This window comes from Microbacterium yannicii PS01, from assembly GCF_000304335.1.
Classification (GTDB): Bacteria; Actinomycetota; Actinomycetes; order Actinomycetales; family Microbacteriaceae; genus Microbacterium; species Microbacterium yannicii_A.
The window spans coordinates 1-23,710 of the sequence record NZ_CAJF01000046.1 but is presented as its reverse complement, the minus strand read 5'-3'; the positions used below and the strand labels follow the sequence as shown (position 1 = coordinate 23,710).

At 71.0% G+C, this 23,710-nt stretch carries 21 protein-coding genes; 12 read left to right on the top strand and 9 right to left on the bottom strand.

Features of this window, described 5'->3' with window-relative positions:
- Nucleotides 1-43: 43 nt before the first annotated feature.
- The gene (locus tag WYM_RS17975; RefSeq protein WP_019182239.1) at nucleotides 44-292 is read right to left on the bottom strand and encodes a WhiB family transcriptional regulator; all 249 of its coding nucleotides are present in this window, start codon (nucleotides 290-292) and stop codon (nucleotides 44-46) included.
- A 247-nt stretch (nucleotides 293-539) separates the two neighbouring features.
- Here WYM_RS17975 and WYM_RS17970 point away from each other — a divergent pair, with 247 nt between their 5' ends.
- Complete coding sequence (locus WYM_RS17970) at nucleotides 540-950, top strand: hypothetical protein (RefSeq protein ID WP_019182238.1); 411 nt, start codon at nucleotides 540-542, stop codon at nucleotides 948-950.
- A 39-nt stretch (nucleotides 951-989) separates the two neighbouring features.
- Here WYM_RS17970 and bcp read toward each other — a convergent pair whose 3' ends face one another.
- The 3 genes from bcp to aroA form a co-directional block, all read right to left on the bottom strand.
- Nucleotides 990-1,460 (bottom strand): thioredoxin-dependent thiol peroxidase, encoded by a 471-nt coding sequence (gene bcp / locus WYM_RS17965; protein WP_019182237.1) that lies wholly within the window; start codon nucleotides 1,458-1,460, stop codon nucleotides 990-992.
- Between the two features lie 37 nt (nucleotides 1,461-1,497).
- The gene (rsgA, locus tag WYM_RS17960; protein WP_019182236.1) at nucleotides 1,498-2,544 is read right to left on the bottom strand and encodes a ribosome small subunit-dependent GTPase A; all 1,047 of its coding nucleotides are present in this window, start codon (nucleotides 2,542-2,544) and stop codon (nucleotides 1,498-1,500) included.
- 62 nt (nucleotides 2,545-2,606) lie between these two features.
- Nucleotides 2,607-3,980 carry a 3-phosphoshikimate 1-carboxyvinyltransferase gene (aroA, locus tag WYM_RS17955; protein WP_019182235.1) on the bottom strand — a complete coding sequence of 458 codons (1,374 nt, stop codon included), beginning with the start codon at nucleotides 3,978-3,980 and terminating at the stop codon, nucleotides 2,607-2,609.
- Nucleotides 3,981-4,134: 154 nt separating this feature from the next.
- On the opposite strand from aroA, the gene WYM_RS17950 reads away from it, so the two are divergent.
- Nucleotides 4,135-4,752, top strand: a complete 618-nt coding sequence (locus tag WYM_RS17950) for a sigma-70 family RNA polymerase sigma factor (RefSeq protein WP_051008181.1) — start codon at nucleotides 4,135-4,137, stop codon at nucleotides 4,750-4,752.
- Nucleotides 4,749-4,991, top strand: a complete 243-nt coding sequence (locus WYM_RS17945; protein ID WP_019182233.1) for a zf-HC2 domain-containing protein — start codon at nucleotides 4,749-4,751, stop codon at nucleotides 4,989-4,991. The genes WYM_RS17950 and WYM_RS17945 overlap by 4 nt, the downstream gene beginning before the upstream one ends.
- Before the next feature lie 10 nt (nucleotides 4,992-5,001).
- On the opposite strand, the gene WYM_RS17940 is transcribed toward WYM_RS17945, so the two are convergent.
- Nucleotides 5,002-5,937, bottom strand: coding sequence for a diacylglycerol kinase (locus WYM_RS17940; protein ID WP_019182232.1), 936 nt, complete (start codon nucleotides 5,935-5,937; stop codon nucleotides 5,002-5,004).
- A complete protein-coding gene (locus WYM_RS17935; protein ID WP_019182231.1) occupies nucleotides 5,934-7,607 on the bottom strand; it encodes an FAD-binding oxidoreductase in 1,674 nt (557 codons plus the stop codon). The genes WYM_RS17940 and WYM_RS17935 overlap by 4 nt, the downstream gene beginning before the upstream one ends.
- A 74-nt stretch (nucleotides 7,608-7,681) precedes the next feature.
- Here WYM_RS17935 and WYM_RS17930 point away from each other — a divergent pair, with 74 nt between their 5' ends.
- Both WYM_RS17930 and WYM_RS17925 read left to right on the top strand, forming a co-directional pair.
- On the top strand, nucleotides 7,682-8,272 hold the full coding sequence (locus WYM_RS17930) for a TetR/AcrR family transcriptional regulator (protein ID WP_019182230.1): 591 nt from the start codon (nucleotides 7,682-7,684) through the stop codon (nucleotides 8,270-8,272).
- Nucleotides 8,269-9,828 (top strand): glycerol-3-phosphate dehydrogenase/oxidase, encoded by a 1,560-nt coding sequence (locus WYM_RS17925; RefSeq protein WP_019182229.1) that lies wholly within the window; start codon nucleotides 8,269-8,271, stop codon nucleotides 9,826-9,828. The genes WYM_RS17930 and WYM_RS17925 overlap by 4 nt, the downstream gene beginning before the upstream one ends.
- A gap of 100 nt (nucleotides 9,829-9,928) precedes the next feature.
- Here WYM_RS17925 and WYM_RS17920 read toward each other — a convergent pair whose 3' ends face one another.
- The gene (locus WYM_RS17920) at nucleotides 9,929-13,681 is read right to left on the bottom strand and encodes a multifunctional oxoglutarate decarboxylase/oxoglutarate dehydrogenase thiamine pyrophosphate-binding subunit/dihydrolipoyllysine-residue succinyltransferase subunit (RefSeq protein ID WP_019182228.1); all 3,753 of its coding nucleotides are present in this window, start codon (nucleotides 13,679-13,681) and stop codon (nucleotides 9,929-9,931) included.
- Nucleotides 13,682-13,856: 175 nt separating this feature from the next.
- On the opposite strand from WYM_RS17920, the gene WYM_RS17915 reads away from it, so the two are divergent.
- Nucleotides 13,857-15,317 (top strand): GuaB1 family IMP dehydrogenase-related protein, encoded by a 1,461-nt coding sequence (locus WYM_RS17915; protein ID WP_019182227.1) that lies wholly within the window; start codon nucleotides 13,857-13,859, stop codon nucleotides 15,315-15,317.
- 37 nt (nucleotides 15,318-15,354) lie between these two features.
- Here the strand turns inward: WYM_RS17915 and WYM_RS17910 are convergent, their stop codons facing one another.
- Entirely contained in the window at nucleotides 15,355-16,431 is a 1,077-nt protein-coding gene (locus tag WYM_RS17910; protein WP_019182226.1) for a YihY/virulence factor BrkB family protein, read from the bottom strand.
- A 221-nt stretch (nucleotides 16,432-16,652) separates the two neighbouring features.
- Between WYM_RS17910 and WYM_RS17905 the strand changes: the two genes are divergently transcribed.
- Both WYM_RS17905 and WYM_RS17900 read left to right on the top strand, forming a co-directional pair.
- Nucleotides 16,653-17,984 carry a hemolysin family protein gene (locus WYM_RS17905; RefSeq protein WP_019182225.1) on the top strand — a complete coding sequence of 444 codons (1,332 nt, stop codon included), beginning with the start codon at nucleotides 16,653-16,655 and terminating at the stop codon, nucleotides 17,982-17,984.
- The gene (locus WYM_RS17900; RefSeq protein WP_019182224.1) at nucleotides 17,981-19,039 is read left to right on the top strand and encodes a hemolysin family protein; all 1,059 of its coding nucleotides are present in this window, start codon (nucleotides 17,981-17,983) and stop codon (nucleotides 19,037-19,039) included. Before WYM_RS17905 ends, WYM_RS17900 begins: the two co-directional genes overlap by 4 nt.
- Before the next feature lie 45 nt (nucleotides 19,040-19,084).
- Here WYM_RS17900 and WYM_RS17895 read toward each other — a convergent pair whose 3' ends face one another.
- Nucleotides 19,085-20,155, bottom strand: a complete 1,071-nt coding sequence (locus tag WYM_RS17895) for an NADH:flavin oxidoreductase/NADH oxidase (RefSeq protein WP_019182223.1) — start codon at nucleotides 20,153-20,155, stop codon at nucleotides 19,085-19,087.
- 66 nt (nucleotides 20,156-20,221) lie between these two features.
- On the opposite strand from WYM_RS17895, the gene WYM_RS17890 reads away from it, so the two are divergent.
- From WYM_RS17890 to WYM_RS17875, 4 genes are all read left to right on the top strand, one after another.
- On the top strand, nucleotides 20,222-21,049 hold the full coding sequence (locus WYM_RS17890; protein ID WP_019182222.1) for an NAD(P)H-hydrate dehydratase: 828 nt from the start codon (nucleotides 20,222-20,224) through the stop codon (nucleotides 21,047-21,049).
- Between the two features lie 81 nt (nucleotides 21,050-21,130).
- Nucleotides 21,131-22,339 (top strand): glycosyltransferase 87 family protein, encoded by a 1,209-nt coding sequence (locus WYM_RS17885; RefSeq protein WP_019182221.1) that lies wholly within the window; start codon nucleotides 21,131-21,133, stop codon nucleotides 22,337-22,339.
- 25 nt (nucleotides 22,340-22,364) lie between these two features.
- Nucleotides 22,365-22,703: a thiamine-binding protein gene (locus tag WYM_RS17880; protein WP_019182220.1), complete on the top strand. Its 339-nt coding sequence runs from the start codon at nucleotides 22,365-22,367 to the stop codon at nucleotides 22,701-22,703.
- Nucleotides 22,704-22,865: 162 nt separating this feature from the next.
- The coding region (locus WYM_RS17875) for an MFS transporter (RefSeq protein WP_083866277.1) at nucleotides 22,866-23,710 on the top strand (845 nt) is incomplete at its 3' end.

Below are 23,710 nucleotides of genomic sequence, written 5' to 3'. Positions count from 1 at the left end.
TGCTCATCGCCGCCGGACTCCGTCCGGCGCTGGGGCGGTGGCGTTACGAAGCTCGCCTCGCCCTGGCAGCACGGCGCTTCAGCGCACGCCGCTCGTCCTCGGACAGACCGCCCCAGACGCCCGAATCCTGGCCGGACTCGAGGGCGTACTGCAGGCAGATCTCGGTCACCGTGCACCGAGCGCACACCGACTTCGCCTTCTCGATCTGGTCGACGGCCGGACCTGTGTTCCCCACGGGGAAGAACAGCTCGGGGTCGACGGTCAGGCAGGCGGCTTTGTCGCGCCAGTCCATGGTGATGCTCCTTGATGCGGTGGTGGGGGAAATCAGGGTCGAATTCGGGTCCGATACCCTGGAGAGGTGCGAGCGTTGCTCGCCCCACGTCGCTGTGGGAGCACACGGCTTCACCAATCGTCCCATAGCGGTTTACCCGAATCAAGGGTTGAACGACGGGTTCATGTGGTACTTGCTGAGTGTTCGCCCAGCGCCATGGAGGATTCACACAAAGCGGTCCCCGTGACCTGAAGGAGTCGGTCGGAGAATGCGGACAAAACTGTCCGGTCGCCTCGCCGCGATCATCGTCGGCCTGGAGGGGATCGGTGTGCTCGCGCTCGCCGTCTGGCAGACCGCCGCCCTGCTGTCGGGCGACACCGACTCGATCGAGAGCGCCATCGCCCTCGTCGTCCTCACGGTCGTCGGGGCCGTCGCGATCCTCGCTTTCGCCGTGGCGATCTGGCGCGGCCAGTCGTGGGGGCGGTCCGGAGCGATCGTCACGCAGCTGCTCATCCTCGCCGTCGCGCTCGGCGCCGCGACGGGCGCCTACGCCGACCCGGCCGTCGCGCTGCTGCTCGCCGCTCCCGCGATCGTCGGGCTGGTGCTGCTCGTGCTCGCGGTGCGCGATGCCGGTCGCGCCGCACGCGGCGGCGACGGCCGGGATGCGGCATCCGGCTGATCCCTGCGCCCGCCAGGCAGGCCCTCGGGACCGGTCGGGCTAGACGCCGACGAGCGAGCGCACGCGCGCCACGTGGCCGGTCGCCTTCACGTTGTACAGTGCCTGATCGATGCGTCCCTCTTCGTCGATCACGAAGGTCGAGCGGATGACGCCCATGACGGTCTTGCCGTAGTTGACCTTCTCGCCCCACACGCCATAGGCGTCGTGGATCGCGTGGTCGGGGTCGCTCAGCAGGTCGTACGTCAGGCCGTCGCGCTCACGGAAACGGCGGAGCTTCTCCGGCTCGTCGCGCGAGATGCCGAGCACCGTGTAGCCGGCCGCCTGCAGGGGAGCGAGACTGTCACGGAAGTCGCAGGCCTCGGTCGTGCAGCCGGGGGTCATCGCCTCGGGATAGAAGAAGAGGATCACTCGTCCGCCGCGCAGGTCGCGCAGGCTCACGGATCGGTCGTCCTGATCGACGAGAGTGAAATCGGGGGCGGGGGAACCGGGTTCGAGGCGCGTCGTGGTCACAGGTCCAGCCTAGGCCGCAGGTCGCCTGCATCGCGGGTCAGTGGCGCTCGGTGAAGGTCTCGAGCAGCCGCTGCAGCGACTCCAGCCGCGCGGGGCCGCCGGGACCGAGCCGGCCTGCCGCGACCGCTTCGGTGATGGCGCAGTCGGGCGCATCGGCGCGGTGCGTGCACCCGCGTGGGCAGTCCTCGGCGACCTCGGCGAGGTCGGTGAAGGCGCGCAGGATGTTGGCGACGTCGACGTGTCCGAGTCCGAACGAGCGAACACCCGGGGTGTCGATCACCCACCCGTTCCCCTGCGCGCTGCGATAGCGGAGTGAGACGGTCGAGCTGGACGTGTGGCGGCCGCGGCCTGTCACCACGTTGACATGGCCCGTCGCGCGGTGCGCGTCGGGCACGAGGGCGTTCACCAGCGTCGACTTGCCCACGCCCGAGTGGCCGACGAACACGGTCGAGTGCCCGACGAGAGCCGCGCCGATGCGCTCGAGAGGCATCGCCTCGCGCCCGCTCGTGAACACCGCGAGGTCGAGCCCGTCGAAGTGCGCGAGGAACTCGGCCGGGTCGGCGAGATCGGTCTTCGTCACCACCAGGAGGGGACGGATGCCGGCATCCAGCGCGGCGACCAGATAGCGGTCGACCAGCCGGGGCCGTGGCTCGGGGTCGGCGGCGGCGACCACCACCAGCATCTGGTCGGCGTTGGCCACGACGATCCGCTCGACCTGATCGGTGTCATCGGCGCTGCGGCGGAGCAGCGAGGTGCGCTCCTCGATCCCGACGATGCGCGAGAGGGTTCCCTCGTCGCCCGAGGTGTCACCGACCACGCGAGCGCGGTCGCCGGTGACGATCGAGGTCTTGCGCAGCTCGCGGGCACGGGAGGCCAGCACGGTGTGCTCGTCGGGAAGATCTTCGTCGATCAGGACGGTGTATCGGCCGCGGTCGACCCCCAGGACGCGCGCGATCTTCGCATCGGCGTGCGCAGGGCGGCGCTTCGTGCGCGGGCGGTTCGCCTTCGGGTTCGGCCGCACCCGGACGTCTGCCTCGTCGAACTCCGGCTCGTCCTCGTCGTCGGTGTCGTCGAGCCAGCTCACAGAGCCCTCACGAGCCGTTCCACGGAGGTCTCCTCACGAGCCGTTCCACCGAAGTCGTCCTCTCACGACGCCTGCATGGTCTCCTCGGGCAGAGCGCCCGACGAGCCGTCGCCGGCGAGCATCCGCTGCCACATCTGCGGGAACTCGGGCATGGTCTTGGCGGTGCTGCCGATGTCGTCGACCTCGACCCCCGGCACGGCCAGGCCGAACAGCGCGCCGGTGGTGGCCATGCGGTGATCGTGGTACGCGTGCCACGTGCCGCCGTGCAGCGGACGCGGCACGATCCGGATGCCGTCGGCCAGCTCGTGCGCCTCGCCGCCCAGCCCGCGCAGCTCGGCGATGAGCGCCGCGATGCGGTCGGTCTCGTGGCCGCGGATGTGTCCGATGCCGTGCAGGGTGGACGGGGAGTCGGCGAACGCGGCGAGCGCGAAGATCGTGGGCGTCAGCTCACCGGCGGCCGACAGGTCGAGATCCACGCCCTGGATGCCGGCACCGGCGGTCACCGTGAGCGACCCGCCGCGACGGACCGCCCTCGCCCCCATGAGCGCGAGGATGTCGGTGAGCATCGCACCGGGCTGGGTCGAGTGCGCCGGCCACCCGGTGACCGAGACCGAGCCGCCCGCGATCATCGCCGCCGCCAGGAACGGCGCGGCATTGGAGAGGTCGGGCTCGATGGCGACGTCCTTGCCGCGGATGGGGCCGGCCGGCACGATCCATTCGCCGACGCCGGGCCGCTCGACGTGTACGCCACGGTGCGCGAGAGTCTCGACCGTCATGTCGATGTGCGGGATGCTGGGCAGCCGCGCGCCGGCGTGCACGAGGTGCAGCCCCACGTCGAAGCGGGGTGCCGCCAGCAGCAGGCCCGACACGAACTGGCTCGAGGCGCTCGCGTCGATGGTGACCTCGCCGCCCCGCACGTGACCGTGCCCGCGGACGATGAAGGGGAGCGCCCACTTGCCGCCGTCGTCGATGTCGACGCCCACATCGCGCAGTGCCGTGATCATGGCGCCCATAGGGCGGTGCAGGGCGCTCTCGTGCGCGGTCATCGTCACGTCGCCGTGAGAGAAGCCGCCCAGTCCCGCGACGAAGCGCATGACGGTGCCGGCCTGCCCGCAGTTCACCTCGGTGTGGCCGCGCAGCGGCCACACGGGCGTGACCTCGATGTCGTCGCCGTAGCGGCCGTCGCCGGGAACGAGCTCGATGCCGACGCCGAGCGAGCGCAGCGCCTCGATCATGTGCGCGGAGTCGTCGGAGTGAAGAGGCGCGATCAGCCGGCTCGGGCTCTCGGCCAGTGCGGCCAGGACGAGCTCGCGATTGGTGAGCGATTTGGACCCTGGGACGGTCACGGTGGCGTGCAGCGGATGCTCGGCCACGGGGGCGTGCCAGAACTCGCGCCCGATCGGCGCGGAGGTGAGGGAATACCCGTCGGCTGTCATCGGGTTCTACCCTACTGAACCCGACCCCCAGCGGCCGGAATCGATGACACCGAAGCGGAGCCGGATGTTCGCCACTCTCGATCGCCTCGACCTCGAGGCATCCCCACGCCCGTCCACGGATGACGCGGCGCTCCCCGCCGTAGACTGGCGCGTGATGACCGACTCGATCGACCAGGCCCCCGAGAGCGCCCAGGCCCTGGATCCGCGCACCCAGTTCGAAGAGCAGGCACTGCCCTTCATGGACCAGCTCTATGCCGCGGCCATGCGCATGACGCGCAACCCGGCCGATGCGGCCGACCTCGTGCAGGAGACGTTCGTCAAGGCGTTCGCCTCGTGGCGGACCTTCACCCAGGGGACCAATCTCAAGGCGTGGCTCTACCGCATCCTCACGAACACCTACATCAACACCTATCGCAAGAAGCAGCGCGAGCCCTATCAGGGCACGATCGACGAGCTCGAGGACTGGCAGCTCGGCGGTGCGGAATCCACCACGGCGACGAGCAGCCGCTCGGCCGAGGCAGAGGCGATCGACCACATGCCGGCCTCGGTCGTCAAGGACGCGCTGCAGTCCATCCCGGAGGACTTCCGGCTGGCGGTGTACCTCGCGGACGTCGAGGGCTTCGCCTACCAGGAGATCGCCGACATCATGAAGACCCCCATCGGCACTGTCATGAGCCGTCTGCACCGTGGCAGGCGCATGCTCCGTGAGCTGCTGGCCGACTACGCAAGAGAGCGCGGCATCACCCCCGCCGCCACGAGGAGTGCGAAATGACCGACTGCGGCTGCGAGAAGGCGCGGCGCGATCTCGAGGAGTATCTGCGCCACGAGGTCTGCAAGACCGAGCAATCCGACATCGCCGAGCACCTGGAGAACTGCCCCGGGTGCCGGGACGAGGCACTGGTGGCACGCACCCTCACCGAGGTGGTGGCCCGCGCGTGCAAGGAGTCGGCTCCCGAGGAGCTGCGCGACCAGGTGCTGGCGAAGCTGCGGGCGGTTCAGGCCACGCACTGAGGTCGCGGCATCAGCCTGAGGGAGTGAAGAGCTCCCGCGCGGACGACTCCGGGCTGAAGACCGTGAGTGCGCCCGGCGCCACGTCGATCGTGAGCGGCAGAGCGCCGATCGGGTCGCCGTCGGCATAAGCCGTCACGTCGGTCGCGGCGAGACGCACCGCGCGCACGCGCCGCGTGGTGACCTCGGGCACCGTCAGGTGGGTGCCGCCGTAGACCCGCGGGAGAAGCCGGAGCAGCCGCAGGCGACCGGCGGGCCGTACCAGCACCAGGTCGAGGAGCCCATCGGCCGGATCCGCATCCGGGCAGATGGGGATGCCGCCGCCGTACGTGCGGCCGTTGCCGACGGTCGCCATCACCAGGTCGCCCGAGAAGCGTTCGACCTCGCCGCCGGCGAGGGTCGCTTCGATGTCATAGGGGATCCCGGCGAGCGTCAGGAACTCGATCAGGATCGCGATGTTGTAGCGCGATCCACCGCGCGGCCACCGCATGGCGTTGGCGCGGTCGTTCACCTTCGAGTCGAAGCCGCTGGCGAGGACCGAGCCGAAGTAGGCAGCCGTTCCGTCGACGCGGGTCACGCGCGCGAGGTCGACGCGACGGGTCCTTCCGCCGGCGATGGCGTCGGCGGCGGCGGTCACATCTCGCTCTCGCAGGCCGAGCGTCGCGGCGAAGTCGTTCCCCGTGCCGATGGGGATGATTCCGAGCGGGATGCCGGTGCCGGCCAGCTGCTGGATCGCCAGCGCGACGGTGCCGTCGCCGCCGGCCACGGCGACCGCGTCGACGCCGACCTCGATGGCCGTGCGCAGCAGCGCGGAAGACTCCGCCGCGCTGCCGCCACTGACGATCGTCGTTCGCACGCCGTGGGAGCGAAGGCGCTCGGCAGCGCGTGCGGCCGCACCGGCGTGGGCGCCGGCACGGGCCGCCGGATTCACGACCAGCGCCAGTCTCACGCGGTGAGGCCGCTCGCGTGCGGCATCTCGGTCTCCCCGGAGAGGGGCACGAGAACGCCGGGATTCATGATGCTGCGCGGGTCGAGCGTGCTCTTCACCCTGCGGAGGATCTCCGTCCCGAGATCGCCGATCTCGCCCGCGAGATACCCACGGTGATCGCGGCCGACGGCATGGTGGTGCGTGATCGTGCCGTGCGCCTCGCCGATCGCGCGGGACGCGGCATCCTTCGCCCTCGCCCACTGGGCCTGCGGTTGCTCGGTCAGCGCGGCGACCACCGTGAAGTACAGCGACGCGCCCGCGGGGTAGACGTGCGAGATGTGGCACAGCACGATCGGCTTGGTGCCCGACGCCGTGAGCGATCGGGTGAGAGCGTCGGTCACGGCGGTCTTCAACCCGGGCAGACGCGCCCACGTGGCGGCGGTCTCGAGCGTCTCGGCGAGGACTCCCGCATCGAGCAGCGTGTCACGCAGTGCGGGCGACGAGAATCGCCCGCGCTCCCAGGAGCGGGCGGGGTCCTCGCCGCGCGACTTCGCGCCGTGCGCTGTGAAGATCGCCTCGAGTGCGTCGCGTGTCGCCTCCGCCTCCGCCGGGGTGCTGCCCTCGAAGGTCGCGACGGCGAGGCTCCCGCGCATGCGCGTGAGGTGGCCGCCCATCACCGCATTCACGCGTGTCTCGGTCTCGTCGCTCAGCCGGAGAACCGTGGGGCGGATGCCGCGCTGCGTCGCTTCGCGGAGAGCCGAGGCCCCCGATGCGAAGTCCGGGAACGTCCACGCGCGGTACGCGGTGACGGCGGGCACGGGACGGACGCGGACCGTGACCTCGGTGAGCACGCCGAGCGCGCCCTCGGAACCGAGGAAGAGCTCGCGCAGGTCGGGGCCCGCCGCGCTCGCGGGGGAGCGGCCGAGGTCGAGGTCGCCGACCGGGGTGGCGACGCGGAGGGCGTGGACGAGGTCGTCGAATCGCCCGTAGCCGCGCGACGCCTGGCCGCTCGACCGGGTAGCCGCGTACCCGCCCAGTGACGCGTACGCGAAGCTCTGCGGGAAGTGCCCGAGGGTGTAGCCGCGCGGGCGCAGCAGCTCCTCGGCCTGCGGGCCGGTGGTGCCGGCGCCGAAGGTCGCCAGCAGTGAGACCTCGTCGAGTCCCAGCAGGGCGGCGGTGCCCGAGAGATCGAGCGCGATGACCGCGCGGTGGGCGCCGCGCTCGGGATCGACCCCTCCGACGACCGAGGTGCCGCCGCCGAACGGCACGACGGCGAGGCCGCGCTGGTGGCACAGTGCGAGGACCGCCGCGACGCCGTCGTGACCGGCCGGCCGGACGACGGCGTCAGGTGCGGTCTGCGGGTCGTCGAGGCGCCGGCGCAGGAGGTCCTGAGTGCTCTTGCCGCCCAGGTGCAGCATGCGCGCGTCGTCCGCCCGGGTGGCGCCGTTCTCCCCGACGATCCCGCGGAGGGCGGTGAGGTCGTCGTCCGCCAGAGCAGAAGGCGTCAGCGTCGGCCGCTCTCGGCGAGGCACCGGCCGGGGCTTGCCCGGCAGGAGGGTGGTGAGAAGTGCCTTCGCGCCCGGCGGGAGAGGCGCCGGCTCCGTACCCCAGGCATCCCACGACGACCGCGTGGCCGGCTCCGGCACCGCCAGGGGCCGTGCCGGGCGGTCGGCGTGTCCCGGGGCATCCATGCCGTCAGTATGACCAACCATCCCGCGAGTATGACACGCTGACGACAAAGTGACAGAATCTGTATGGTTGTCACATGGACGCACCCCTCAGCGACACGGAGACGGCGATCCTCGACGCCGCGCTCGCCGAGGTGCTGACCCACGGGATCCGCCGCACGACGGCATCCGACATCGCGCGCCGCTGCGGCATCGCCCGCCAGACGCTGTACCGCTACTGGCCCGACGCACAGGCGGTCTTCGCGGCCCTCATCACGCGGGAGCTGGTCGCCGCGCTGCCCGCCGCTGCGAGCGACCCGGACGACCTCGACGGCATGATCGCGGTCCTCGTCGAGACCGCCGATCGCGTGCGCCGGCTTCCGCTGGTCGACCGCCTGCGCGACACCGACCCGGAGCTCTTCGCCCGCTACATCCTCGACCGCCTCGGAACGAGCCAGCGCGTGATCCACGCCGAGACCGCGCGCCGGCTCGCCGCCGGTCAGCGGGTGGGCTACGTCCGGGGCGGCGATCCCGCGCAGCTGTCGGCAATGGTGCTGCTGATCGTCCAATCGGCCGTGCAGTCTGCGCCGCTGGTGGCGGAGTGGCTTCCCGAGGAGGCGTGGCGCGCCGAACTCGCACATGCGCTCCGCGGGTATCTGCAGCCGAGCCAGCACTCGGGGCGCCGATGAGCGCGCGCACGCTCGGCCGCACGCCATTCCCGTCGGCGCTCTCGGCAGCCCGGCGCGTCCGTGAGCTCGACGCGCTCGGCGACGGGGGCGAGATCGATGTCCTCGTCATCGGCGGCGGCATCACGGGCGCCGGAATCGCGCTGGATGCCGCGAGCCGGGGCCTGCGCACCGTGTTGGTGGAGCGCCACGATCTCGCGCACGGCACGAGCCGCTTCAGCTCCAAGCTCGTTCACGGTGGCCTGCGTTACCTGGCGACCGGACAGTTCGGCATCGCCCACGAGAGCGCGAGCGAACGGCACGTCCTCATGACGCGTACGGCGCCGCATCTCACGCGATCGCTGGCTCAGATCGTGCCGCTGTACGCGCCCGGAGCCGTCGGCACCGGAGCCTACATCGGCCTCGGCTACGGGCTCGGTGACGGCCTTCGCAGGACTGTGGGCACTCCGAGCTCGGTTCTGCAGGCACCGACTTTCGTCGGGCGCAGCCAGACGCTCCGGCTTGTACCGGCGGTGAATCCCGGAGGACTCCGGGGTGGTGTGCGCGGCTGGGACGGCCAGCTCATCGACGACGCCCGGCTCGTGACCGCCATCGCGCGCACGGGGGCCGGCTACGGGGCGTCCGTCCTCACCCGCGTCGAGGCCGTCTCCGCCACCGGTGACGGCGTGGTGCTCCGCGACACGGTGACGGGCCGGAACGTCGCGGTGCGCGCCCGGGCCGTCGTGAGCGCGACGGGCGTCTGGGCCGGCGAGCTGGCCGCCGATGTGCGGCTGCGCCCGAGCCGCGGAACGCACCTGGTCGTCTCCACCGCGCGCCTGGGCGATGCGGACGTCTCGCTGGCTGTTCCGGTCCCGGGTTCGACCGGCCGCTTCGTCTTCACGCTGCCGAGCATGCACGGGCGCACCTACATCGGGTTGACGGACGTCCTCGCCGACGGGCCGATCCCCGAGGTCGCCGAGGCGACAGACGACGAGATCGACATGCTGCTGTCGACGGTCAACACCGTGCTCGCCGATCCGCTGGGCCGGGCCGACGTGCTGTCGACCTTCGCGGGCCTGCGGCCGCTGCTCGCCCACGCCGGCGCCGGCGACACCAGCGACCTCTCGCGCCGGCATGCGGTGATCGAGTCGCCGTCGGGCATCCTCAACGTCGTCGGCGGCAAGCTCACGACCTATCGGCGCATGGCCGAGGACGCCGTCGATGCTGTGATCCGTCGCGACCCGGGTTTTCCGGCGCGGCCGTCCCGCACGCGGTCGATCCCGCTCGTCGGGGCGTGGCCGCGGCAACGCATGCACGAGATCGCAGCCGCGCCGCGGTACGTCCGGCGCTTCGGCGCCGAGGCGCCCTTCGCGGCGGCTCTTCCCGGCGGACCGGGCGCCGCGCGCGGGGTCACCCCGCAGGAGCTGCACTGGGGCGTCGCCGTCGAAGGGGCGCTCGGGATCGACGACCTGCTCGACCGCCGTACGCGCCTCGGGCTGGTCGAGGCAGATCGCGAGGCGTCGACGGATGCCGCGGCCGCCGCCTTCGAGCGCGCGGGAGTGACCCCGCTCGAGCCCTGACCGGCGCTGCCATGATCCATGCGCCCCCTGGCTGGTGAAGCCGAGCCGGACGCGCATCGCCCCCGGACGTGGTCGTCCGGGGGCGATGCGATGCTCTCTCTTACAGAGTGAGCGCCTTCTGCATGATCGCGGCCTGCTCGACGGCGTGCACCTTGGGCGAGCCGGTCGCGGTGGAGGCTGCGGCGGGGCGCGACACGCGCCGGATCGTGCGCCCGTCCAGGTGCTTGACGATCTCGAGCGCGATGAACGGCCAGGCGCCCTGGTTCTCGGGCTCGTCCTGCACCCACACCAGCTCGGCGTTCGGGTAGGCGTCGATGACCGCGGTGAGCTCCTCGATGGGCGAGGGGTAGAACTGCTCGAGGCGCACCAGGGCGATCTCGGGCCGCGGGTTCTTGTCGAGCTCGGCCTTCAGATCCCAGTGGATCTTGCCCGAGTGAAGCAGCACCCGCTTCACGGCCTTCTTGTCGAAGCTCCCGTCCCCGGCGACGCTGCGGTCGTCGTCGAGCACCGGCTGGAACCGGCCCTCGAGGAAGTGCTCCACGGGACTGGTCGCGCCGCGCAGGCGCAGCATGGCCTTCGGCGTGAACACCACGAGCGGGCGGCGTGGGCGCGCGTACGCCTGGCGGCGGAGGAGGTGGAAGTACGAGGCCGGGGTCGAGGGGCGCGCGACGGTCATGTTGTCCTGCGCGCACATCTGCAGGTACCGCTCGATGCGCGCCGACGAGTGGTCGGGTCCCTGGCCCTCGTACCCGTGGGGGAGCAGCAGCACGACACTCGACTGCTGGCCCCACTTCTGGTCGGCCGATGAGATGAACTCGTCGACGACGGACTGCGCGCCGTTGGCGAAGTCGCCGAACTGCGCCTCCCACAGCACGAGGGCGTCGGCACGCTCGACCGAGTAGCCGTATTCGAACGCCATCGCGGCGTACTCGCTCAGGAACGAGTCGTAGACCCAGAACCGCCCCTGGTCGTCACTGAGGTTCGTGAGCGGGATCCACTCCTGGCCGTTCGCGCGATCGTGGAGCACCGAGTGCCGCTGCACGAAGGTGCCGCGACGCGAGTCCTGGCCGGCCAGACGCACGTTCGTCTTCTCGAGCAGCAGCGAGCCGAAGGCCAGCAGCTCGCCGAAAGCCCAGTCGATCGACCCGTTGCGGCTCATGTCGAGGCGCTTCTCGAGCAGCTGCTGCAGCTTGTTGTGAACCGTGAAGCCGTCCGGCTTGTTCACGAACGTGTCGCCGATCAGCTGGACGACCTCGCGCGAGACCCCCGTGCTGTCCGGCTCGCCCGCGGCGGGCTCGGCCGAGGCATCCGGCTCCACCACCGGTGACGAGCCCGTCTCGGCGGCGTGCGTCTCGGCGAAGGCGATTTCGAGGCGGTACTGGAAGTCCTGCTTGGCCTTCTCGTACTCCTCCTCGGTGATGTCGCCGCGACCGACCAGCGCCTCGGTGTACAGGCGGCGGACGGAGCGCTTGGCCTCGATGAGGTTCGTCATGAGCGGCTGCGTCATCGAGGGGTCGTCTCCCTCGTTGTGTCCGCGGCGGCGGTAGCAGACGAGGTCGATCACGACGTCGCGGTGGAAGCGCTCGCGGTATGCGAACGCCAGCTGCGCGACGCGGTTGACGGCCTCGGGGTCGTCGCCGTTGACATGGAAGATCGGCGCCTGGATCGTCTTGGCGACATCGGTGGCGTAGACCGAGGTGCGGGCGTCCTGCGGCGTGGTGGTGAAGCCGACCTGGTTGTTGACCACGACGTGGATGGTGCCGCCGGTACGGTACCCGCGGAGCTGCGACATCTGCAGCGTCTCGACGACCACGCCCTGACCGGCGAACGCGGCGTCGCCGTGCACCAGGATCGGGAGCCACGAGAACGTGCCGATGGGCTTGCGGTCCTGCTTGGCGCGGACGATGCCCTCGAGCACGCCGTCCACCGTCTCGAGGTGCGACGGGTTGGCCGCCAGGTAGACCGGCAGCTCCCTGTCGCCGTCGCCGTCCGCGACGAAGGTGCCCTCGGTGCCGAGGTGGTACTTGACGTCACCCGACCCGCGCTTCGAGCCGATCGCGACGGAGCCCTCGAACTCGCGGAAGACCTGACCGTAGGTCTTGCCGGCGATGTTGGTGAGCACGTTCAAACGCCCGCGGTGGGCCATGCCGATGGCGGCGCCGTCCAGGCCCGCCTGCGCCGCGCCCTGCAGGATCTCGTCGAGCAGCGGGATGAGGGACTCGCCGCCCTCGAGACTGAATCGCTTCTGACCGACGTACTTCGTCTGCAGGAAGGTCTCGAAGGCCTCTGCCTGGTTGAGCTTGTCGAGGATGCGCAGCTGCTCGTCGTGACCGGGCTTCTGGTACTTGAGCTCGACGTTCTCCTGGAACCAGGCGCGCTGGCCCGGGTCCTGGATGTGCATGTACTCGATGCCGATCGTGCGGCAGTACGAGTCGCGGAGCACGCCGAGGATGTCGCGCAGCTTCATCTGGCGCTTGCCGCCGAACCCGTTGGTGACGAACTCGCGGTCGAGATCCCAGAACGTCAGCCCGTGGTTCTCGATCTCGAGGTCGGGGTGGGTGCGCTGCACGTACTCGAGCGGGTCGGTGTCGGCCATCAGGTGGCCGCGCACGCGGAAGGAGTTGATGAGCTCCTGCACGCGGGCGGTCTTGTCGACGCGCTCGGCGAGGTCGACGTTGATGTCGGCCGCCCAGTGGATCGGCGCGTACGGGATGCGCAGCGCGGCGAAGATGTCGTCGTAGAAGCCGCGCTGCCCGATCAGCAGCTCGTGCACCTTCTTGAGGAACTCGCCGGATCCGGCGCCCTGGATGACGCGGTGGTCGTAGGTGCTGGTGAGCGTGATCGTCTTGCCGATCGCGAGCTCGTTGAGCGTCTTGTCGCTCGCGCCCTGGAACTCGGCCGGGTACTCGAGGGCGCCGGCGCCGACGATGCAGCCCTGGCCCTTCATGAGACGCGGCACCGAGTGCACGGTGCCGATGCCACCCGGGTTCGTGAGCGAGATCGTGGTGCCCTGGAAGTCGGCCGCGGTGAGCTTGTTGTTGCGAGCGCGACCGACGAGGTCTTCGTACGTCGCCAGGTACTCGCCGAACGTCAGCTGATCGGCGCGCTTGATGCTCGGCACGAGCAGCGCGCGCGTGCCGTCGGGGCGCGGGAGGTCGATCGCGATGCCGAGGTTCACGTGCGAGGGGGCGACGACCGAGGGCTTGCCGTCGATCTCGGCGTAGAAGACGTTCTGGCTGGGGAATTCCTTGAGCGCCTGGATGATCGCCCAGCCGATGAGGTGGGTGAAGCTGACCTTGCCGCCGCGCGTGCGCGACATGTGATTGTTGATCACGATCCGGTTGTCGATCATGAGCTTGGCCGGAACGGTGCGGACGCTCGTCGCGGTCGGAACCGTGAGCGACTCGTCCATGTTCGCCGCGAGAGTCTTGGGCAGGCCCTTGAGGACGGTGACCTTGTCTTCTGCGGGAGGCTCGGCCGACGACGGCTGGGACTTCGGCGCCTGCGCCGGGATCGGCTGCGGTGCCGCGGGGCGCGTGGTCGTGCGCGCGACCGGCTGCGACCCGATCACCGGGATCGGGGCCGTCACGGGGCGGGGCTCGGCGGCGGGCGCCGCCGAAGGCTTCGCCGCCTCGGTCGCCGGGGCGGTCGGCGGTGTCGCCGCCTGATCGCCCGCGGGGGCCGTCGCTGCTGCTCCGTCGACCGGGTGGTAGGCCTCGAGAACGGGCCACCACGCCTTGTCGACGGAGTTCCGGTCGATCTTGAACTGCTCGTACAGCTCGTCGACGAGCCACTCGTTGGCTCCGAACTCTCCCTCGTTCGAAACCCCGACGCCCGTCACCTGGCTCGACACGCTGAATCGCCTGCTTTCATCGGTGAAGTGTGGGTTGTGTGGGGAGCCATCGGCTCTCGCGCACAAACGTCAAGCGTAGTCCAGTCTCCGGCGGCGGTCCCGGCCCTTGACACGGCTCCACCTGAAAGAATCCGCAGGATTATCCGCACAGGAACAGTCACTACCCTTGGCGGTCATGGAGTTCTACGGCGCAACGCCCGACGTCGACCTGACGTACTCGGATGTCTTCCTCGTACCGCGGCGGTCCGCGATCACCAGCCGTCTCGACGTGGACCTCTCGCCCGGCGACGGCACCCCGGCCACCATTCCCCTCGTCTCGGCGAACATGAACTCCGTCACCGGACCCCGGCTCGCCGCCACCCTCGCCCGCCGTGGCGGCCTCGGCGTGCTGCCGCAGGACATGCCGCTGCAGGAGCTCGACGCCGCGATCCGCTGGGTCAAGTCGCAGCCGGTCACATGGGACACGCCGCTGGTGCTCCCTCCCGACGCGACCGTCGCCGATGCGGCGCGACTGCTCCCCGCGACCGATGGCCACGGCATCGTCGTGGCGACGGCGACCGCCGAGGGGCGCGTGGACGCCGACGACGTGCGGGGCATTGTTCCCGCGACGCGGCTGGGCACCGCGCTGCCCGATGCGCGACTGGGCGACCTGGCCCGCGGGCGGGCGGCGTCGGTCGACGCGGAAGACATCGAGAGCGCCCGCCATGCATTCGATGTCATCGTCGCGGCGGGGGCGGACACCGTCTGCGTGCTCGAGCACGGGCACCTCGTCGGCACCCTCTCGCGCCGCAGCGCGCTGCGCTCGACCCTGTACGCGCCGGCGGTCGACGCCTCCGGACGCCTGATCGTCGCCGCCGCCGTCGGTATCAACGGCGACGTCGCGGCGAAGGCGAAGGCCCTCGCCGCTGCCGGTGTCGACGTGCTCGTGGTCGACACGGCGCACGGGCACCAGGAGGGCATGCTCCGCGCCCTGCGAGAGGTCGCCGATCTCGGCCTGGGCATCCCGATCGCGGCCGGCAACGTCGTCACCGCCGAGGGCGTGCACGATCTTGTGACCGCGGGAGCGACGATCCTGAAGGTCGGCGTCGGGCCGGGCGCCATGTGCACCACGCGCATGATGACCGCCGTCGGCCGACCGCAGTTCTCGGCGGTGCTCGAGTCCTCCGAGGCCGCCCGCATCATGGGCGCCCACGTGTGGGCCGACGGCGGGGTGCGCTATCCGCGCGACGTGGCACTCGCACTGGCGGCGGGCGCGGCATCCGTCATGATCGGCTCGTGGTTCGCGGGAACCATCGAGGCGCCCGGCGAGCTGCAGACCGACGAGGCGGGGCGCACCTACAAGGAGTCGTGGGGCATGGCGTCGACCAAGGCGGTGCACGAGCGCTTCGGCCGCCTCGACCCCTACGAGCTCGCCCGGAAGGAGCTCTTCGCCGAGGGGATCTCGTCGTCGCGGATCTACCTCGACCCGCTGCGTCCGGGCCTCGAAGACCTGCTCGACATGATCACGTCGGGCGTCCGGTCGTCCTTCACGTACGCCGGCTCGGCCACGGTCGCCGAGTTCCACGAGCGGGCCCGCGTCGGCCTGCAGTCCGCCGCGGGCTACGAAGAGGGCAAGGCGCTTCCCGTCAGCTGGTAGCGCATGCCGGATGCCGCCGCCCGAGGCATCCTGTCGCTCACGCCTTCTCGGAGTCGTGGTGATCGTCCGCGTGGGACTGGCGGATGCGGCGCCCCTCCTCGACGTCCTTGCGCTCCTTCTCCTGCGCCTTGTCGCTCTTGCGCGTGTCGCGCGGGGGGAGCTGGATGTCTTCCTCGGCGGCGATGCCGGCCTGCAGCTGCCGACCGCGCTCGAGCTCGGCGTCGAACTCCGCACCGAACAGCAGCGCCATGTTGGCGATCCACAGCCACAGCAGGAAGATGATCACGCCCGCCAGTGAGCCGTACGTGCGGTCGTAGTTGGAGAAGTTCGCGACGTAGATCCCGAACGCCAGCGAGGCCAGGGCGAGCACGATGATGGCGAGCAGGGCGCCGAGGCTCATCCAGCGGAACTTCGGCTGCTTGGCGTTCGGGGTCGCGTAGTAGAGGATCGCGACCATCAGCACGACGATGAAGGCCAGCACCAGCCACCGGGCGAACGACCAGACCGTCAGAACGACCTCGCTGAGGCCGAGCGCCGAGCCGATCGCATCGGCCACCGGTCCCGAGACGACCAAGATCACCACGGCCAGGCTGATCAGGGCGATGCCGATCACCGTGATGAGCAGCAACCACGGCACGAGCTTGAAGAACGGGCGGCCCTCCCGGATCTCGTAGATGCGGTTCATGCCTCGGCTGAACGCCTTCACGTACCCGGAGGCCGACCAGATGGCGAGCACGAGGCCGGTGACGAGAGCGAAGCCGGCGGCGGGCGAGTCGGCGAAGCCCTCGAGGGGACCGCGCACCGTCTCGGCGGCGTCGGGTGCCACCTGCTCGACGATGCCCATGATCGCCGTCACCGCCTGGTCGCTCTGCCCCATGACGCCGAGGATCGAGAAGATCGCCAGCAGAGCCGGGAAGAGGGCGAGGACCGCGTAGTAGGTCAGCGCGGCCGCGATGTCGGTGCACTCGTCGGCGCCGAACTCGCGCATGGTCTTGACGAGGACGTACTTCCAGGAGCGCTTCTCGACCTCGGCGGGCGTATCCGGCTTGTCGGGGTGCTCGGGGTCGGGAGCGGTGCGGGAGTCCGTTCTGCGGTCGGCGGTGGTGTCTGTCATGCCGACATCGTCGGAATGCGTCCCGGGCGTCGACAGGGGCTTGACTCGTCGGGATCCGGTGTGCGCTGTGCCCCAGCCCGATTCCTCGACGCCGCGACCGTTCCCTGCGCCCTTCGTGGTCGGCGGGGCTGTCGTAGACTTGACGGCACGATGGACGACCCTCCTAGTTGCAGACCCTCGCCCCACCGACCCGCCTCCCTTCTGAGTGGAGGTGACGCGTGATGGACTACGTCATGCTGGGCGTGGGGCTCCTGCTCACCATCGGCACCGGATTGTTCGTGGCCAGCGAGTTCGCGCTCGTGAACCTCGACCGGGCCGACCTCGAAGCCCGCGAGAAGGCGGGCGAGAGCCGTCTGTCGCTCACCATCAGCGCGCTGCGGATCACGTCGACCCACCTCTCGAGCGCACAGCTCGGCATCACGCTGACGACGCTGCTCACCGGCTACACGATGGAGCCGGCGATCTCGAACCTGCTGGCGCCGGTCTTCGACGCGTGGGGGATCCCGGTCGGAGTGTCGCGGCCGCTGGCCGCCGTCATCGGCGTCACGATCGCGACGATCTTCTCGATGATCCTCGGCGAGCTCGTCCCCAAGAACTTCGCGCTGGCCATCCCGCGCCAGACGGCCAAGCTGGTCATGCCCTTCCAGGTGGCGTTCACCACGGTGTTCCGTCCCGCGATCGCCCTTCTCAACGGCAGTGCGAACGGCGTGCTCCGCGCGGCGGGCATCGAGCCGAAGGAAGAGCTGTCGGGGGCCCGCACCGCCGAAGAGCTCTCGAGCCTCGTCCGCCGCTCGGCGAGCGCCGGCGTGCTCGAGGAGGACACGGCGTCGCTCCTGGACCGCAGCCTGAGCTTCGCGCGCCTGAGCGCGGCCGACGTCATGACGCCGCGGCCGAGCGTCCACGCCGTGGCGGCTGACGACTCCGCCGAGGACGTCATCCAGCTCGCCCGCCGCACCGGGCACAGCCGCTTCCCCGTCTACGGCGAGTCGATGGACGACATCACCGGGGTCGTCCATCTCAAGTCCGCCGTCGGGGTGCCGCGTGAGCGGCGCCGGGACGTCCCCGCCGCCGCCCTCGCGAGTGAGCCGGTGCGCTTCCCCGAGGCCGTCCACCTCGATGTCCTCGTCGCCGAGCTCCGCGCCCGCGGCTACCAGATGGCCATCGTCGTCGACGAGTACGGCGGCACGGCCGGCGTCGTGACGCTCGAGGATCTCGTGGAGGAGATCGTCGGCGAGGTGCTCGACGAGCACGACCGCCGCCGCGCGGGCATCGTTCGCCTCGATGACGGCGTGATCTTCCCCGCCGAGCTCCGGCCCGACGAGGTGCTCGACCGCACCGGCATCCGCATCCCCGAAGGAGACGTGTACGACACCGTGGGCGGCTTCATCATGAGCGTCCTCGAGCGCATCCCCGTCGTCGGAGATGCGATCGACCTCGAGGACGGCACCATCGAGGTGCAGCGGATGGACGGTCGCCGCGTCGACCGCGTGCGCTTCACGCCCCGTCCGATGCCGCACGACGAGGCCGTGGCGGAAGGGGGTGAGCGTCGATGAACGACTGGGCAGGAATCGCATGGCTGGTCGTGCTGCTGATCGCGAACGCCTTCTTCGTCGGCGCCGAGTTCGCCGTCATCTCCGCGCGGCGGTCGCAGATCGAGCCGCTCGCCGAGCGAGGATCCCGCTCCGCCAAGACCGCGCTGTACGCGATGGAGCACGCCACGCTCATGCTGGCCACGAGCCAGCTGGGCATCACGATCTGCTCGCTGCTGATCCTGAACGTGTCGGAGCCGGCCATCCACCATCTGCTGGCGGAGCCACTGCACCTGACCGGGCTCTCGGACGGCGCGGTCGACATGATCTCGTTCCTCATCGCGCTGCTGCTCGTGTCGTACCTGCACGTCGTCTTCGGCGAGATGGTGCCGAAGAACCTCGCGTTCTCGGTGCCCGACCGCGCGGTGCTGATGCTCGCCACCCCGCTGGTGTGGGTGTCGAAGGTCTTCCACCCCGTGATCGTCACCCTCAACTGGATCGCGAACCACATCGTGCGCCTGTTCCGCGTCGAGCCGAAGGACGAGGCCGCCTCGACCTTCACCCTCGAGGAGGTCGCCACGATCGTGAACCAGTCACGCATCGAGGGCGTGCTCACCGACACCGCCGGCACCGTTGCGGCGGCCGTGGAGTTCACCGACAAGAAGGCGACCGACATCGCGGTGCCGCTCGCGGGCCTGGTGACGCTTCCCGAGACCACGACGCCCGACGAGATCGAGCGCGCCGTCGCCAAGCACGGGTTCTCGCGCTATGTGATCGTCGACGGCGCCGGCGTTCCCGTCGGCTACGTGCACCTCAAAGACATCCTGCGGGCGGCGGAGGGGCCGGATGCCGCGACCGACGTCGCGCGACGGATCCCGCCCAAGCGCATCCACCACATGGTGCCCGTGCTCGAGACCACCGACCTCGAGGATGCCCTCGCGCTCATGCGACGCGCCGGTCGCCACCTCGCGCAGGTGCGCAATGAGCGGGGTGAGATCACCGCGGTGCTGTTCCTCGAGGACATCATCGAGGAGCTCATCGGCGAGGTGCAGGACGCCACCCGCCGTCGCGGGTACTGAGCGCACCGCCGGCTCCGGGTACGTGACCCGGGGCCGGTCGCGCGCTCAGCCGCGGCGGGCGCGGACGTACTGCAGCGGCCAGTAGTCGATGTCGGCCCCGAGCTGCCCGGCGGCGCGAAGCCCGTAGTGCGGGTCGCGCAGCCACTCACGGCCGGCCATGACGGCGTCGGCGTGCCCGTCGACCAGGACCCGTTCCGCGTGCTCGGCGTCGTCGATCATTCCCACGGCGCTGACCGGGACGCCCGCCTGCGCGCGGATGCGCGCGGCGAGCTCCACCTGGTAGCCGGGGCCCACCGACGCGATGCGCTGGTGGGCGACGAGTCCGCCGCTGGAGATGTCGAAGAAGTCCGCGCCGTGTGCGGCGGCCCAGCCCGCCACGACCGCGGTCTGGTCCGCGTCCCAGCCGCCCTCGGCCCAGTCGGTCGCCGAGAACCGCACGAGGAGGGGGACAGCGGCGGCGGCATCCTTCACCGCGTCGATCACGCGCAGCAGCAGGCGGGCGCGATTTTCGAGCGACCCGCCGTACTCGTCGTCGCGGTGGTTGGACAGCGGCGAGAGGAACTGATGGAGCAGGTAGCCGTGCGCGGCGTGCACCTCGAGCACCTCGAAGCCCGCGGCGACCGCCCGCTCGGCAGCCGCTGCGAAATCGGCGACCACCTTGTCGACGCCGGCGGGGTCCAGCGCGGCCGGTGTCGCGTAGCCCTCGAACGCGATGGCCGAGGGGGCGACCGTGGGCCAGCCGCCCTGCCCGAGCGGCACCGACCCGCGCTCGCGGGCGAACGGGGACCATGTCGAGGCCTTCCGGCCGGCATGGGCCAGCTGCACCGCCGCGACCGCGCCTCGCCGACGGATGCCCGCCACGATCGGGGTCCAGGCGTCGCGCTGCTCGTCGTTCCACAGACCCGTGTCCTCGGGAGAGATGCGACCCTCGGGCGACACCGCGGTCGCCTCGGCGATGACCAGCCCGGCACCGCCGGACGCGAACTGCGTGAGATGCGTGTGATGCCACTCCTGCGGGACGCCGTCGACCGCGCTGTACTGGCACATCGGCGCCACCCACAGGCGATTGCGCACCGTGATGTCGCGCAGGGTCAGGGGAGTGAACAGTCGGCTCACGGGTGCTGCCTCCGAAGGGGATGGAAGATCGAGGGGATGCTGCGGCGTCCCGGGTACTGTGCTGACATGACTCAGGTCTGGTCGATGCACGACGCGGCCCGCGCCCTCACGAGGCCAACGGCCGCCGATGACAAGTATTCCCGAGGCGTGCTGGGCATCCGCACCGGATCGGACGAGTACCCGGGGGCGGCGGTCCTCGGCGTCGAGGCCGCGTGGCGCACGGGACTCGGGATGGTCCGGTACCTCGGCCCGTCTCGGCCGACCGCGCTGGTCCTCGCGCGCCGGCCCGAGACGGTCGCAGCGGAAGGGCGCGTGCAGGCCTGGGTGATCGGATCCGGCACAGATCCGTCGGCCCGGAGCGTCGCGGAGTCCGACGTCCTCCGCGGGCTGCTGGCCGAGGACGAGCCCGTGGTCGTCGACGCGGGCGCACTCGACCTCGCCGCCGGGGCCACCGCCCCCCGCATCCTCACGCCGCACGTGCGCGAACATGCGCGCCTGCGATCGGCGCTGGGCCTTGCCGAGAGCGAGGACCCGGTCGCCGCGACCCGCGAGACGGCGGCCCGGACGGGTGCGGTGGTGCTTCTCAAGGGGGCGACGACGGTGATCGCAGCTCCCGACGGCTGGACGACCACGGTCGCGTCGGGAACCCCGTGGCTCGCGACGGCGGGCACCGGCGACGTGCTCGCCGGGGTCATCGGTGCGCTCGTCGCCGGTGCGGCGGCATCGGACTGGCCGGATGCCTCGGCTCTGGCGGCGCTCGCCGCGTCCGGCGCGTGGCTGCACGGACACGCGGCCGGTCTCGCGTCGGCCGCCGTGGGCGGCGGCCCGATCACCGCGCTGGACGTCGCCGAGGCCCTGCCGCGCGCCGTCGCCGAGGTTCTCGCGGTGCAGTGACTCGAGGCCTCCGTGAGGCGCCGGGGCCGGATCGCGGGCGATGTGCGAAGGGCCCGCGATCCGCCGCCTAGGATCGGAAGCGTGTCGAGGCGAGCCTGGCTGTGGATCGCCTTCGTGATCGTGCACCTCGTCGTGGCGACTCTGGGCTTCCTGATGCCCAACATCCCGATGGGGGACGTGTACCTCGTGTACGAGCCCTGGGCGCGCAGCGCCCTCGGCGGGTTCGGCGTGATGGGCGTGACCGAGGAGTGGATCTACCCGCAGCTGGCCATCGTGCCGATGGTGCTCGCGCTCGGACTCTCATGGATCGGCAGCTACCCGATCGCCTGGGCGCTGCTGGTGACGCTCGCCGACGCGCTGGCCTTCGCGCTCCTGCTGGGGCACGGTCGCTCGAACGGGCGCGCCATCGCCGCCGGCTTCTGGCTCGCCTTCATCCTGCTGCTCGGACCGGTCGGTCTGTACCGGCTCGATGCGGTGACGGTACCGCTGGCGATCGCGGGGTGCCTGTGGCTGGCCGGGCGGCCGCTGATCGCGTCGGTGCTGCTGGCCGTCGCGACGTGGATGAAGGTCTGGCCCGCGGCGCTGCTGGCGGCCGCGGTGATCGCGCTCCGGCGCCGCCTGACCGTCATCGCCGGCGCCCTCCTCGTGACCGCCGTGACGGTGTTCGTCGTGGTCGCCGCCGGCGGCGGCGCGCACGTGCTCGGTTTCGTGGCCGGGCAGACCGGTCGTGGACTCCAGGTCGAGGCACCTGTCACCGGGCTCTTCCTGTGGCAGGCGGTCGCCGGCGTCCCCGGTGCGACCGTGTACTACGACCTCGACATCCTGACCTTCCAGGTCACCGGCGCCGGCGTCGATGCGGTGATCGCCGCGATGACCCCCGTGCTGGCGCTCGCGGTGATCGCCGTCGCCGCGCTCGGAGCGTTCGTCGCGTGGCGCGGCGGTTCGTTCGCGGCGCTGTTCCCCCCGCTCGCGCTGGGCCTCGTGCTGGCCTTCATCGTCTTCAACAAGGTCGGCTCGCCGCAGTTCCTGACCTGGCTCATCGCGCCCGTCGTGATGGGTCTGGTTCTCGACCGGCGCCGCTGGCTCGTGCCGGCCGTCACCGCCCTCACCGCCGCCCTCCTCACCCAGCTCGTGTATCCCGTCCTCTACGACCGCATCATCGTCGCCGACGCGCTCGCCGCGACCGTGCTGACGCTGCGCAACGTCGTGATGATCGCCCTGTTCGCCTGGGCCGTCGTGCGTCTGGCACGCGTTCCGCGGCGGCCGCGGGTCTCCCGATCCGTTTCCTGACCCCCACGAGAACCCGGAGGTTCCCATGCTGATCGCCTTCTCCGTCGCACCCAGCGGCGCGCCCCAGACCGCACCGGCTCACGGCCGCACCGAGGGATCGGTGCATGACGCCGTCGCCGCCGCCGTCCGGGTCGTCCGCGAGAGCGGCCTGCCGCACCGGACCACCTCGATGTTCACCGAGATCGAGGGGGAGTGGGACGAGGTCTTCGACGTCGTCAAGCGCGCGACCGACGCGGTCTTGGCGTACGGCTCGCGCGTGTCGCTCGTGCTGAAGGCCGACATCCGCCCGGGGTACTCGGGTGAGCTCGACGGCAAGATCGAGCGGCTCGAGGCTGCCATCGAGCGGCAGTCCGACGCGCCCTGACCACCGGGCCGACGGGCATCGCGCGTCGCGTGCTCGAGCCGAATCGATTCGACAGGATCCCGCGGCGGCCGGTACCATGACGCGGTGACCTCCTCGAACCTCTCGAGGGGGGCGGCGAAGTGGGCGCTCCTCTCCCTCGCCGTCGGCAGCTTCGGCATCGGCATGACCGAGTTCGTCGTCATGGGGCTGCTGCCGAACATCGCCGAAGACCTCCTCCCGACCGTGTGGGCGTCGGGCTCGGAAGACGCGATCGCCCAAGCGGGGTGGCTCATCTCGCTGTATGCGCTCGGCGTCGTGGTCGGAGCCCCGACGATCGCCGGCTCGGTCGCGAAGTATCCGCGCCACCGCGTCATGATCGGTCTCGCGCTCGCGCTCACCGTCTTCAACGCGCTGACCGTGCTCGCCCCGACGTACGAACTCGTGGCCGCGTCCCGCTTCCTCGCCGGGCTGCCCCATGGCGCGTACTTCGGCATCGGCGCGCTCGTCGCCGCCGAGGTGCTGGGCCCCGGCATGCGGGCGAAGGGCGTCGCCTTCGTCCTCACCGGACTGACCGTCGCGAACGTGGTCGGCGTGCCGCTCGGCACGTACCTCGGGCAGCAGGTCGGCTGGCGCGCCGCGTTCCTGGTGGTCACCGCGATCTTCGCGGCCGCGACGGTCCTCATCGCCCTGTTCGTGCCCGAGCATCCCGGCGACCCCGGCCGCACGCTGCGCGCCGAGCTGAAGGTGTTCCGCATCGGGCAGGTGTGGCTGGCGCTGGGCGTCGGCGCGATCGGATTCGGCGGCTTCTTCGCGGTCTACAGCTACATCGCCCCGATGGTCACCGACGTGGCCGGATCGCCCGAGTGGGTCGTGCCCATCGTGCTCGTCGTCATGGGGCTGGGCATGACCGTCGGCAACCTGGTGGGCGGCCATCTGGCCGACGTCGATCTCCGACGCACGCTGGTGGGCGGCCTGATCGGCCTGGCGACGGTGCTCGTGCTCCTGGCTGTCACCGCCACGTGGATCTG